The organism is Streptomyces sp. VRA16 Mangrove soil, from assembly GCF_017377775.1.
In the GTDB taxonomy this organism is placed as follows: Bacteria; Actinomycetota; Actinomycetes; order Streptomycetales; family Streptomycetaceae; genus Streptomyces.
The window spans coordinates 218,491-231,288 of record NZ_JAFVLN010000001.1 but is presented as its reverse complement, the minus strand read 5'-3'; the positions used below and the strand labels follow the sequence as shown (position 1 = coordinate 231,288).

At 69.3% G+C, this 12,798-nt stretch carries 7 protein-coding genes and 1 pseudogene; 3 read left to right on the top strand and 5 right to left on the bottom strand.

Annotated features, from left to right (window positions below):
* Window positions 1-10: 10 nt before the first annotated feature.
* The 3 genes and pseudogenes from J3486_RS43780 to J3486_RS00955 form a co-directional block, all read left to right on the top strand.
* Window positions 11-373 (top strand): annotated as a pseudogene (locus J3486_RS43780) (S8 family serine peptidase); the annotation flags it as partial.
* 509 nt (window positions 374-882) lie between these two features.
* Window positions 883-1,014, top strand: coding sequence for a hypothetical protein (locus J3486_RS43775; RefSeq protein ID WP_307804705.1), 132 nt, complete (start codon window positions 883-885; stop codon window positions 1,012-1,014).
* 106 nt (window positions 1,015-1,120) lie between these two features.
* Window positions 1,121-1,828 carry a TetR/AcrR family transcriptional regulator gene (locus J3486_RS00955; protein WP_207817973.1) on the top strand — a complete coding sequence of 236 codons (708 nt, stop codon included), beginning with the start codon at window positions 1,121-1,123 and terminating at the stop codon, window positions 1,826-1,828.
* Between the two features lie 9 nt (window positions 1,829-1,837).
* Here the strand turns inward: J3486_RS00955 and J3486_RS00950 are convergent, their stop codons facing one another.
* From J3486_RS00950 to J3486_RS00930, 5 genes are all read right to left on the bottom strand, one after another.
* Complete coding sequence (locus J3486_RS00950; protein WP_207817972.1) at window positions 1,838-3,484, bottom strand: FAD-dependent oxidoreductase; 1,647 nt, start codon at window positions 3,482-3,484, stop codon at window positions 1,838-1,840.
* Between the two features lie 115 nt (window positions 3,485-3,599).
* A complete protein-coding gene (locus J3486_RS00945; protein ID WP_229377304.1) occupies window positions 3,600-4,658 on the bottom strand; it encodes a diiron oxygenase in 1,059 nt (352 codons plus the stop codon).
* 31 nt (window positions 4,659-4,689) lie between these two features.
* Entirely contained in the window at window positions 4,690-6,246 is a 1,557-nt protein-coding gene (locus J3486_RS00940) for an NAD(P)/FAD-dependent oxidoreductase (RefSeq protein ID WP_207817971.1), read from the bottom strand.
* 329 nt (window positions 6,247-6,575) lie between these two features.
* Window positions 6,576-9,461, bottom strand: a complete 2,886-nt coding sequence (locus tag J3486_RS00935) for a glycoside hydrolase N-terminal domain-containing protein (protein WP_207817970.1) — start codon at window positions 9,459-9,461, stop codon at window positions 6,576-6,578.
* Window positions 9,462-9,909: 448 nt separating this feature from the next.
* The gene (locus J3486_RS00930; protein ID WP_207817969.1) at window positions 9,910-12,717 is read right to left on the bottom strand and encodes a hypothetical protein; all 2,808 of its coding nucleotides are present in this window, start codon (window positions 12,715-12,717) and stop codon (window positions 9,910-9,912) included.
* Window positions 12,718-12,798: the final 81 nt, after the last annotated feature.

The following is a 12,798-nucleotide window of genomic DNA, read 5'->3' as shown; positions in this document are numbered from 1 at the left end:
CAGACGGGACGTGCCGCCTCGTGGCCGGACCGCGGGCGACAGCACCCTCGGCTCGCCCGGTACCGCCGACTCCGCCCTCACCGTCGGCGCGGTCGACTCGTACGACACCCTCGCGAACTTCTCCAGCCGCGGCCCGCGCCTCGGCGACATGGCGATCAAGCCCGACGTGACCGCCCCCGGCGTCGGCATCGTGGCCGCCCGAGCGGCGGGCACGACCATCGACGGTGCGGTGAACGTCGGCGCGTACTACACGACGCTCTCCGGTACGTCCATGGCCACCCCGCATGTCGCCGACGCCGCCGCGATCCTGGCCCAGCGTCACCCGGAGTGGAACGGGCAGCAGATCAAGAGCGCGCTCACCGCGCACGCCGCCGCCTCAAAGGACTCCACCGTCTACCAGCTTGGGGGCCGGCCGCATCGACATACCGGCGGCTCTGGACGCCACGCTCCAGGTCTCCGGCACCACCGACTTCGCCGACGTACCCTGGCAGAGCGGCACGCTCCCCACCCGGACCCGCACCCTCACCTTTCACAACAGCGACACGAGCGACGCGCACACCACCCTGGCCATGTCCGTGGCGGGTGCCGGCGACGCCCTCACGCTGTCCGGGGCCACCCTGGACGGCGACCGGCTGACCGTCCCCGCCGGCGGCACCGCCGAGGTCACGGTCACGCTCGACCCGAACGGCCTGACGCACGGCCGGTACGGCGGCTATCTCACGGCGAGCGCCGCGGACGGTTCCTCCGTCCGCACCTCGGTCGACTTTCGCATCGAGCCCACCCAGCACGACGTGACACTCAAGATCATCGACCGGTTCGGCAACGCCCCGCAGACGGCCACCATGACCGTGCGCGACCTGGGACAGCGACGACAGCAAGGCCGTGGTCACCGACCCGGCCGTCGTCGCCGCCCTCGCCCTGGACGGAATCGCCGCCGGCCGCCCCGAGATCGTCGCGGACGCGCCCTCCCGGCAGGTGAAAGAGAGCCTGACCACCACCCATGCCATGGCCTGAATGCCCCCCACGCGTCACCTGCGCAACTGACGCCCTACAGCGCTCCGTCCGCCAACTTGGCTGGTCAAGCGCCGTGCGCCCGCAGCCGGTCCGATATCCTGATGGCGTGGCGGAGAGAACCGGCGGCGAACCGCAGACCGACAGACGCTCCACCCGCTGGGACGGGCACAAGGCGCAGCGCCAGGTCGAGTTGGTGGACGCGGCGGTCGAGCTCATCGAGGAAGAGGGCACACGCTTCCGGGTGCAGCGGCTGGCCGAGCGCGTTGGTCTGCCGCGCTCCGTGCTCTACCGGCACTTCAAGGACCGCGCCACGCTGGACGAGTTGATCCGCCGACGCGTGGTGGAGTCGTTCATGCGTCGCATGGAGCCCACGCTGACCTTCGAGGGAACGATCGAGGACTCCGTACGTCGCGTCGTGGGCGCGCATCTCGACTGGGTTGCCCAACACCCGCGCCTGTACGCCTACATGGGCGTCGCGGAACACACGATGGGTGACGGCTCACTGGTGGCGGACACCAAGACGGCCATCGCGCTGATGCTGAGCGACCGCTTCGGGGACGTGCTCAGGGCACTTGGGGTGCAGGACGCGCCGATCCGTTCGGTCGCGGTCGGGATCGTGGGGTTCGTGGACACCGCGGTCAATCAGTGGGTCCACGATCCCGAGCGTGAGCAGTCCAAGGAGGAGTTGCACGCCATGCTGTGCCGCTCCGTGTGGGCGGTGCTCGACGCGACGCTGCGGGACCTGGGCATGGAGCTGTCGCCGCAGCAGCGCGTGGCGGATCTTGAGCAGCCTGATCGTGTTTCCTTGGACTGAGCCTGTTGTTCAGCCTTTGCCGGCTGCGGGGGCTGTGGGGGTTGTGGGAATTGTGGGGGCTGCGCGTTGTGCCGCCGCATGACGCAGTGAGTCCGTGTCCGTGAGTTTGACGCGGGGGCGGCCCGTGGCCTCTCCTGCCGTTCGTTCCACGTGGTCGATCGCCCGCCAGGCGTGCAGGTCGAGGGCGCCTGCCGCCACGGTGACGCCGGACAGCGGCCGCGTGAGGCGGCCGGCGACGAAGTCGTCCAGGAGGGACTGGACCGTCTCGTGGGCGCAGGTCTTGTTCGTCCCTATGAAGCCGGTCGGCCCGCGCTTGATCCAGCCCGCGACATAGACACCGGGCTCGACCCGGCCGGCCTCGTGCGGGACGGTCGCGTCGGCCTCGTCGAAGGGCAGGCCGGGCACGGGCCGGGCCCGGTAGCCGACGGAGCGCAGGACGAGGCCGGTCTCCAGGGTGTGGGTGTCACCGGTGGCCGGGACGGCGCGGACGGTCCCGTAGTCGTCCGTGCGCAGTTCCGTGCCGGTGATCTCCAGGGCTCGCACGCGGCCGTCCCCGATGAGGCGCACCGGGCTCGCCAGGAAGCGCAGCACGATACGGCGACGGCCCGCGACCGGTGCGCGCGCGGCCAGGTCCGCGAGCAGCCGGGTCTTCTCCGTGGCATCGGACGCCAGGCCGTCCGGCCAGCCCTCGACGCTGACGTCCACGTCCTCCAAGGCGCCGAGCGCGAGGAGTTCGGGCACGGTGAACGCCGCCTGGGCAGGTCCGCGACGGCCGAGGAGCACGACCTCACGGACCTTGCTGGTGCGCAGCCTTGCGAGCGCGCGGTCGGAGATGTCGGTGCGGGCGAGCGCTTCGGGGTCGGCGGTGAGGATGCGGGCGACGTCGAGGGCGACGTTGCCGTTGCCGATGACGACCGCGCGTGCGCAGTCGAGGGCGTAGTCGTCGTGGGCGCGGTCGGGGTGGCCGTTGTACCAGGCGACGAAGTCCGTGGCGGAGACGCTGCCGGGCAGGTCCTCGCCCTCGATGCCGAGGCGTCTGTCGGTCGCGGCGCCCACGGCGTAGATCACCGCGTGGTGTGCGCGCAGGAGGTCGGCGTGGGTGAGGTCGGTGCCGATCTCGACACCGAGGCGGTAGCTGAAACCGGGCTGCGACTCCATGGCGCGGAAGAGCTCGGTGACCTGCTTGGTGTCCTGGTGGTCCGGTGCGACGCCGGCGCGGACGAGTCCGTACGGGGTCGGGAGCCGGTCGTAGACGGTGACGCGCACGCCGGGATGGCGCAGAAGTTCGTCGGCGGCGAAGAGGCCGGCCGGTCCGGCTCCGATGACGGCCACGCTCAACTCACCGTCGGAAAGGTTGCGTTGTCGGGGCACGACGTACATCGGCGTGCGGTCGGCGTGCGGATTCTCCCTGTAATAAGCGGCGTTCAGCTCAAGGAAGGGCAACTCCCCGTCGGTGAGGGCCGTGTGGGGCTTGAGTGCGTCCACCGGGCAGGCCGTCGTGCAGGCACCGCAGTCCACGCAGGTACGCGGATCCACGTAGAGCATCTCGGCGGACCCGAAGCCTGGCTCGCCCGGCGCGGGGTGGATGCAGTTGACCGGGCAGGCCAGCACGCAGGAGGCGTCGGCGCAGCAGGATCGGGTGACGACGTACGGCACGGCGGGCTGGTCTCCGTTCGGGCGGTCAGTTCGGTTCAGTCGGTTGAGTCGGTTGAGTCGGTCCAGTCGGTTGAGTCGGTCCAGTCGGTCCAGCGGGCGGGGGTGCTCAGGGTGATCAGTCGGCGAGCGGGGCGGGCTCGCCGCGGAAGCGGGCCGGGCGGCCGTCGATGCGCAGCGCCTTCCACAGCGGGCGGGACACCTTGTTCATCAGGCCGATGTCCTGGGCGAGCATCCGCACGTCGGAGAAGAGCTCCTGGAGCATCTTCTGGCCGGCCTCGGACTTCCAGAAGACGTCCTTGATCACCGAGTCCGGGATGCCGACCAGCTCGGCGGACTTCCGGTCCGGGATCATGATGACGTCGCACAGGATGCGCATGATCAGCGGGAAGAGGACGGACAGGGCGCCGCGGCGGGCCTTGCCGAAGCGCGGGACGCGCAGCCGCAGGAACTCGTGGGCGAAGGAGATGTGCCGGGCTTCCTCGGCGATGTGGATCTGCATGATCCGCCGGGGCAGCGGGTGCACCGGCTCGCCGCTGCGCAGAGCGCCCTTCTGCAGGTGGTCGATGGGCTCCTCGCCGGCGAGGATGCCGGTGAAGAACGCCTCGGGGTAGATCGAGCCGAACAGCGGCAGGATGCGGCTGACCTGGCGGAACCAGCGCTTGCCGCCGGCGGTGTCCATGCCGGTGCGGTTGACCAGCTCCTGGAACATCTGGGTGTGGTGGGTCTCCTCGGTGATCTCGTGGGTGAGATACCTGAACTCCTGGTTCTGGTTGCCCAGGTGGTAGATGTAGTCGAGCGCCCCGCGCATGAGCAGGTTCTCGAACTGCATGCCCACCTTGGCGATCACCGCCCAGCGCCAGATCCCGATACGGATCTGCGTCTCCAGCGACTGCTTCTGGTACCAGGGGTGGGCGCCCAGGGCGTCCGCGGAGGTGAGCACCCAGCGTGGGTCGCTCGTGTCCACGGCGAACTCGGGGTCGTCCCACTTGATGTCGATGAAGGCGTTGAAGTTGACGTTGACGGAGCCCTCGGACAGGGTCCGCAGACGTTCGTCGTAGGCCTCCTTGGTCAGGAGGTTCGCGGTCGGCTTCTTCGCGGTCGACTTCTTCGCGGCCAGCTTGCTCGCGGTCAACGTCTTTGCGGTCAATTTCTTCGCGGTCAGGTCAGGGCTCATCTTCGTCCTCGCTGTGTCTGCTCGGTGGCGTTCAGGCGGCGCGGGTCGATTCCTGTGCGGGGGACGTGGCGTCCGCCTTCTCGAAACGCAGCGGGCCGTCGTCGATGGGGGCGTTCTGGAGCATGGCGCGGTCGCGGTAGTAGTTGTTCCACAGCCGCCACGGGTCGCGGGTGCCCTGGCGCGGCATGACCTGGTCGGCCCGGGCGATGTAGCCGGAGGTGAGGGCCTCGCCCATGACGGAGAACTCCGAGCGGTCGGCGTCGGAGGCCACCGGGGTGGCGATGTCGTGCCCGTGGTGCCGCATATGGGCCAGCAGGCGGGAGGTGTAGGCGGCCGCCAGGTCCGCCTTCAGGGTCCAGGAGGCGTTGGTGTAGCCGATGACGAGGGACATGTTGGGTACGCCCTCGACCAGGACGGCCTTGTAGAGGACGCGGTTGGTGATGTCCACCGGGGCGCCGTCGACGGCGACTTCCATGCCGCCGAACAGGCGGACGCTCAGCCCGGTGGCGGTGACGACGATGTCGGCCTTCAGCTCCTGGCCCGACGTGAGGCGGATGCCGTCGGCGGTGAAGGTGTCGATGTGATCGGTGGCGATGGCGGCCTTGCCGCTCTTGAGCACTTTGAACAGATCGCCGCCGGGAACGACGCACAACCGCTGGTCCCAGGGCTTGTACTTCGGACGGAAGTGCCGCATGTCGACGCCCTTGCCCACTTGGGCTCGTACGAGGCCGAGGAGGACCTTGCGGGCGAGGCGCGGGTACCTGCGACAGAAGGCGTAACTGCCGCGCTGGAGGGCGATGTTGCGGGTCCGCACGATCTTGTGGGTCAGCCGGGCCGGGGCACGCAGCTTCTGCAGCACCGAGCTCAGCGGGTCGACCTTGGGCAGGGCGAGCAGGTAGGTGGGCGAACGCTGCAGCAGGGTGACCTTCGCAGCGTCTTCGGCCATCGCGGGCAGCAGGGTGACAGCGGTGGCGCCGGACCCGATGACGACGACGCGCTTGCCCTCGTAATCGAGCCTCTCGGGCCACTGCTGAGGATGCACCAAGGTGCCCTGATAGTCCGCCTCGCCGGGGAACTCGGGCCGATAGGGCGCGTCGTAGTCGTAGTAACCGGTCGCGCCGACGACATAACCGGCGCTGTACGACTCGCGCTCACCACCCCCCTCGGCCTCACCACCGCCACCGCCACCGCCACCGCCTTCGCCCTCGCCCTCGCCCTCAACCTCGACTTCCACGGACCAACGCCCGGTACTGGTATCGAAGTTGGCGCTGACCGCACGACGTCCGAAGCGGATGCGCTCCAGCACCCCTCTGTCGGCCGCGGCATCCTCCACGTACTGACGGATCTCCGCGCCGTCGGCGAGAATGCGGGCGTCGCGCCAGGGGCGGAAGCCGAATCCGAAGGTGGGCATGTCGGAGTCGGAGCGGATCCCGGGATACCGGAAAAGGTCCCACGTGCCGCCGACCCGGGCGCGGCGCTCCAGCACGACGACAGAGGCGCCGGGGTTGTCCCGCAGGACATGACTCGCGGCGCTGATACCGGAGATCCCGGCGCCGATGACCAGGACGTCGACATGCTGCGGCTCCATCGCGGAGGTCCTCACTCTCGCTCGTGAGCACCCGGGCAGGGCAGGGACGAAGGTCGCTACCACCCGGGGCGCTGACGCTTGCTCAGACTCGTGGCTACACCCATGCGCGTAACCCGCAATTTACCTGCGACACAGCGTTCCAGATACCGCAGGTAACGTGACGTGAGTCACTTTCTGCCCGCTGTTGCCTTGGCGTAGCAAACACGATTGCGATGCTGCGGCTGCCGGTCCGGCGTTCGGTCGACACGCTCCCGGCGGGCTGACCGCCGGGGGCGCCGACAGCTGTCGACACCCGTCCGCGCCACCGGCTTCGGCCCCCGGGGGCCCGGTCACAGCGCGACGAGTCGCCACTGCTGGTGGGCGCCGGAGTCGGCCGGCTGGTACACGACGGGGGCCCCGCCGGCCGTCGACCCGCCGTCGACGCCCGCGCACCCGCCGTTGTGGACGTTGACGAGCCGGACGTGCTCGCTGTCCACCTCGACGAGCTTCCAGTGTTGGTCGTCGCGGTTGCCGTCCTGTTCCTGGGTGAGCTGGGCGCTCGGTCCGGAACTGTCGTGGCCGGTCAGGATCTTGCCGCTGTGGCGGGCGGCCAGGCGGAAGGAACCGTCCGCGTCGGGGAGGAGCCGCCACTGCTGATTCGCGCTCCCGGACCAGGCCCACTGAATGATCCCGGCGCCGTCCGCGGTGCTGCCGCTGCGGACGTCGAGCACCTTGCCGCTGCCCCGGTTGACGAGCCGGAAGTACCCGCTGAGCAGGGAGACGGCGATGTTCGTACGCCGCCCCGCGGTCAGCGACACCTTCCGCGCGTGGGTGCCCAGGGACGAAGGGGTGACCGTCGCGCTCGTGGTGACGGAGGCCATGCCGCGGCGGCTGATCAGTGTCACGTCCTGGGTGACGGCGGACGTGACGGAAAGCGTGACCGTCCGCGCGGCCAGATCCCAGGAGAGGCGGTGGACGCGGATCCGGCCGCGGGCCCGGAGGCCGGTGAGCGACCCCTTGGCAAACTGGTCCGGAAGGGCGGGAAGGAGCTCCAGCACTCCGGGCCGGCTGTAGCACAGCGCCTCGGCCAGGACACCGGGGATGGCATGGGCGGCGTCCGCGTTGTAGATGTCGAGGTTCGGGTTGTGGGAGGTCATCAGCGAGGTGAAGACCATGTTGTTGCCGAGGATCTTCCTCAGGTTGCCGTAGACCTGTCCGCCGTCCTTCAGCCGGGCTCCGGCGAGTGCGCGGTGCAGACTGCCGTGGGCGGAGATGTTCTGATCACCGCGCAGTTCGAGGGCTCGCTGCGCGGGGCGCACCAGGTCGGGCTCGTCCTCGGGGTTGATCTCGTGCAGCGGCCACGCACCGTACAAGTGCTGTACGTGCCGGTGGTTGTAGCGGTCGGTGAGACTCGGCCAGGACCATTCGGCCAGCGCGCCCTGCTCGTTGACACGGTAGGCGGGGATCTTCTTCAGCAGGGCCGTCCAGCGTGCCACGCCCTCGTCCTCACCCTGCTCCACCCCGAGGGCGTCGGCCGCGTCGATCGCCGCCCGCAGTGCGTGCTTGCCGGCCATGATGTCGCCGGTGGCGTTGGTCGCGAGGCAGACACCCGTGTTCCCCGGCGAGTTCTCCATGGAGAAGGACGGGACGAAGACCGTCTTGCCGTTCGCGTCGGTGCGGGTGAGGAAGTCCTCGTAGAACAGGGCGAGTTCCATCAGCGCGGGACCCAGCTTGTCCTTCAGGAATGCCCGGTCACCGGTGACCTCGTAGTACTCAAGGAGCGGATGGAGCAGCCAGTCGGCGCCGCCGGTCCAGGTGTGGCCGGGGAAGGATCCGTTGTTGAAGTGCAGCATGTGGCCGTACTCGCCGTCGGTGCGGGACGGGGCGAGGAAGCCGCGGGCTCCGTAGAGGTTCTTCGCGTTGGTGCGCCAGTGGTCGAGCTGGCCGAGGATCAGCTGGGTGTAGCCCTCCATCAGCTCGGTGGTGTCGAGGATGTTGCCGCCCGCGACCTGGAGGTTGACGTTGGCGTCCGTGGTGAAGTCGTCCGCCCAGGCGGCGCCCCAGGAACCCGCCCAGATACCGGTGAGACGGGGCGGCAGAACGCCGCTGGAGCTGATGAAGAGATAGCGGCCGGAGTCGTAGAGACGTTCCAGCAGAGCGGTGTCGATGACACTGCGGTCGGCGTTCTGACGGGCAATCAGGTCGCCCACAGGCAGCTGCCGGTCGGTGGGCGTCACGTTCAGATCGAGGCGGGACCGGTCGTAGAGGTCGGCGTGCCGGACGGTATGGCGCTGCCGCAGGGGGGCGTAGTGCGCGTCGAGCGCGGCCAGCTGGGCGTGCAACGGCTCCGCGTCCCAGCCGGTGGGCGACTCGTAGCGGGCCAGCTTCGTCAGGAGCAGCACCCTTTCCGCCTTGGCGACCACGATCGTGGGCCCGCCGGCGGTGAGTTCCGCGTCATCGCCCGAGACGACAACACGGGTGACTCCCTCGTACCCGAAAGCGCCCTTGCCGGAGGCGTAGGTGCCGCGCAGGTTGAGGTAGCCGGACGTGCCGGTGACGGTGGCACGTGTGGTGAAGCTCAGGTCGGCGGGCAGGCCGTCGAGGGCGGTGTGGACACCCAGCGTGGTGTCGACGGTGCGGCCCGGAGCGGGGATCAGTTCCTGGACGATCACCTTGTCGGCCCGGGAGACGAACGCCCGGCGGGTCCAGGTGCCGTACTGGTCCGTCCAGCTCGAACTCACCTCCCCGGAACGGAAGTCGGTGACCCTCACATAGTTGTCGACCGTGGTAGCCCCGGGGGTGGCGATACGCAGTTCGTACGCGGGGTGGTAGGCCTGTGTCCAGCGCAGCGACCATCCGGCGGCGAAGTCGCGGTTGGCCCCCGCGTAGTCACCGGCGAGAGCCTTGTCGCGTACGCCGTCGAGACGGCCGGAGATGACCGGTGGGGTGAGGTCGCGGGTGCCGTTGGGCAGGACCAGCCGGTGGTAGTTGAACACCACCTTCTCCAGGTCGGGCGCACCGTACAGCACGGCCCCGTATTCGCCGTTGCCGGTGAGGAAGCCGCCGGTCCAGGTGGCGGCGGGGGACGTGTCGTGGATGCCGCGGTCAGGGAGCGTGATCTGTGACGGCAGGGCCGCGGCCCTGCCGGAGAGCTGGCCGCCGGGCAGCGCGGCGGCTCCCGCGGTCAGTGCGGCGGCTGTGAGAAACCGTCTGCGATTGACGGAACGGTCCGGCATGGGTACTCCTCGATGGGATGGGGCGCGCTCGGTCGGTCACCGAACGGGCGGGCGGCACTCCTCGGCGGGCGGTCGCTCGGCACCCCGGTCGCGAGCGGGGTGTTGGGTGCAGCTCTCCTGCGCGTGTTTGTTGTGGACGGACGACCAGGGCGTCCGGGTGCACCATCCGCATGGCACGCCGGCACGTCGCCGCATCGGCCTGCGGGGCCGGCGAGTCTGCGCATGTCGACCTTCTGTCGAGGTGTGCCGCGGTCGCCCGCGCCGCTTCCTCGGAACGGCCGGACCGGATGGCCCGGTGCCTGAGCACAGGGATGCCGCGCCGTCCAGCGGTGCGGGCGCGGTGGTGGACAGCGCTTTGCCAGACACGCGGTGGCTGGATGAGAGGTCGACGGCAGAACCGGACGGCTGAGGCCGGCCCGCCCCGCGGGGACGGACCGGCCTGAGGTGGCTACGGGGTCATGGTCACGTCGGGCGCCATCCCGGCGGTCCCCTGGGTGAGCTTTCCGGAGCCGGCGGCGCCTTCGGAGCTGACGAAGCGCAGTTCGTGGTCGGTGCCGCCCGCGTTGCCGACGGCGAGCAGGAGTGAGGACCGACCGGCCGTGTAGGCGTCCTGGACGAAGGAGCTGATGTCGACGGTGATGTCGCGGCCGTCGATGGCGTTGTCCTGGTGCGTCCCGCCGCCCTCGGGGACGACGGTCGATCCGAGGGTGAAGGTGGTCGACTTGGCGACGGAGGAGTCCGTGGCGGTGAAGCTCGGCCGGTTCTGCCAGGTCATGGTGTTGACCGGGCAGGACGCGCCGCCGCCCGTGCAAGTGGTGTCGCTGACGGGTTGCACGAGGAGTTGGTCGGTGTCGGTCGCCGGAACCGACGCGGAGCGGTGGCCGACGTAGGTGAGATGGAGTGTCGCCTTGCTCGGCGCCTTGGTGAGGCCGGTGAGGGGGAACCGGACGTAGGAGAGCTTTCCGTCCCCGGATCCGGTGGTGTACTGCTCGCCCATCAGGCCGTCGCCGGTGTTGCGGGTGATGAGGGTCAGGTCCGAGGAGTTGTTCTTGGACTGGTCACCGGTCCACGCACCCACCCAGGTGTCGCCGTCGGCGAGGGCGCCGGGCTTGACGTTCTGGGTCTGGCCGTTCGCGTCCGTGTAGGTGTTGGTCAGCGTGCCGATCCCGCTCGTCGTCAGCGGGAACTGGCTGGTGTACTGGACGAGTTGGCGGGCGACGTGGAGGTCGTTCAGCGTCGCGCGCGTGATGCCGCTCAGCGAGCTGCTGGTCGTCCTCTGCTGCGAGAACCACACGTTGTCGAGCTTGAAGGTGCCGATCGGGGCCCTGGTGTACGTGTACGTGGTGCCCGACCCGTCGGGGTTGGGGGCGTACCCGTAGTTCGCCTGCTGGTCGGCGGTGATGGTATTGGTGGCGTTGCCGTTGGAGACCGCGATCGCCCCTTGGGCCAAGCGCGAGTTGTCGATCGAGCTGTTCTTCATCACGACGCTCAGGCCCGAGTACGGGTTGGGGGCGCCGCCCATGGTGATGCCACCGGCCCACGGCGACACGGAGTTGAAGTTGTCGAACGTGAAGCCGGTGCTCTTGAATCCGCGCGCGTTCCATCCGATCCGGATCGCGTTGCCCGCACCGACGGACCAGTTCAGGGTGTTGCTGACCGAGATGTCCTTCGTGTCCTCGTGGTCCCAGTGGTAGTTGTCGAACCCGAGCTCGTCGGCGACGGCGTCGTGGGCGCCTACCGCGTTGGCATAGCCCTGGATGTCCGGCGTGGCGGTGCCGAGCTTGAAGTTGTTCCACACACCGGAGGCCAGCGGGGTGAATCCGTCGCTGGGGTTGTAGTGGCCGGAGGCGAACGCGTCGTCGTTGCCGAGGGTGAAGACGCCGTCGGCCTTGATGTCCTGGCCGCTCGCGAAGTTCGTCCCGTCGATCCACGGCTGGCCGTACGGGGTGAGCGCCTTGATGTTGTTGAACCTCACGCGCTTGGCGCTGTGGGTCTCGTAGTTCCACTGCTTCGCGTCGCGCACGTAGGTGTCGTTGAACGTGACGTCCGACGAGTGCATGACCGTGACGCCGCCCTGGTGCTGGCTGCTGTTGGCGTCGTGCCGGTCACTGCGGTAGTTCGCCACGCCGTTGCCGTCGAAGACGCCGCGGCCGTCGACTTCGATGTTGCTGGAGTTGATGATCCCGACGGCCGGCTCGTACGCCTCCATGTATGCCTGGATGCGGTTCTTCAGCAGGGCGCCTTCGTCGGTGTAGATCCTCAGCTTGCCGCCCTTGAGCTTGCTGCCGTCCAGGCCGTTGACCATGAGACCGGACGACACGTATGTGCCGTTCGGGAAGTAGAGCGTGTTGAGCTCCGTGGGGTGTGCCTTGATGGTGTCGATCGCGGCCCTCAGGGCGTACGTGACGTCGTCCGCGGCCATCGCCCGCACGTTCGGGTACCGCACATTGACGTTGCCGGCGCTCACCAGGCTCCCGGCCGAGCTCTGCTGACCGGCAGGGATGGCAGTGCCGTTGACGGTCTTGCCGGCCATGGAACTCGTCGTCGCGGCGGGAGCCTTCTGAGCCTCGCTGTTCGGGTGCGCCGCGAGGTACTTCGCGGCGAACTCCTGGAAGTTGAGGACACCGGTCCGCAGGTTGACCCCGGATCCGTCCGGTGCGCTCGCGGTGTCCGGCCGCTGGGCCGTGTCCTCCAGCGGATCGTTGATGACCGCCAGGTAGGGCTGCCCGGTGGCGTTGGTCGAATCGCCGTTGACCATCACGATCGCCTGGTTCAACTTGGCGGCGGCCGACATCCGGAACGTCAGGGTGTGCTTGTCCGGGCTCACCTTGACGCTGCCGGACGGGTAATAGCGGGCCGGATAGACGTTCACCGTGTCGATCGTGGTGCCGGGCAGGGTGACCGTGATCGTCGGGTTCCGGGAGTCCGACGCGAAGCGCGCGATGTCGAAGTTGTTGCGGTTCGCGGTGTACTTGACCGCCTGGACGGGCGTACCGGCGACGTCCACCTGGTACTTGGTGGACGCCACGTCAGGGGACGCCGTCGTACCCCCGCCCACCCCCGTCGGCGCGTACGTGTGGACGGTGGTCGCGGCGTGGGCGGGGACGGTGCCTGCGAACAGGAGGCCCGCCGCCGCGAGGCCGGCGCTCGCGGCGGCCGCGATGAAGCGCCGCATGTGCGATCTGCGGTGCATCCGCGAACTGTGCGGCGCAGGGGCGGGGTTCGGGTCGGCGTCGCCGCCGGCCAGTCGATTCATGCCTGTCTCTCCATCCGGACGGGAGCTTTCCAGGTCTGTTCAGCCGCGCCCCACCTGCTGGAGACGGCGCGGAGCATGCGC

What these genes read in the sequence shown, in the direction of transcription:
- J3486_RS00945 (WP_229377304.1), bottom strand. Translation starts at nt 4,658, where the DNA reads ATGAGCCCTGACCTGACCGCGAAGAAATTGACCGCAAAGACGTTGACC.
- J3486_RS00940 (WP_207817971.1), bottom strand. Translation starts at nt 6,246, where the DNA reads ATGGAGCCGCAGCATGTCGACGTCCTGGTCATCGGCGCCGGGATCTCC.
- J3486_RS00935 (WP_207817970.1), bottom strand. Translation starts at nt 9,461, where the DNA reads ATGCCGGACCGTTCCGTCAATCGCAGACGGTTTCTCACAGCCGCCGCA.
- J3486_RS00930 (WP_207817969.1), bottom strand. Translation starts at nt 12,717, where the DNA reads ATGAATCGACTGGCCGGCGGCGACGCCGACCCGAACCCCGCCCCTGCG.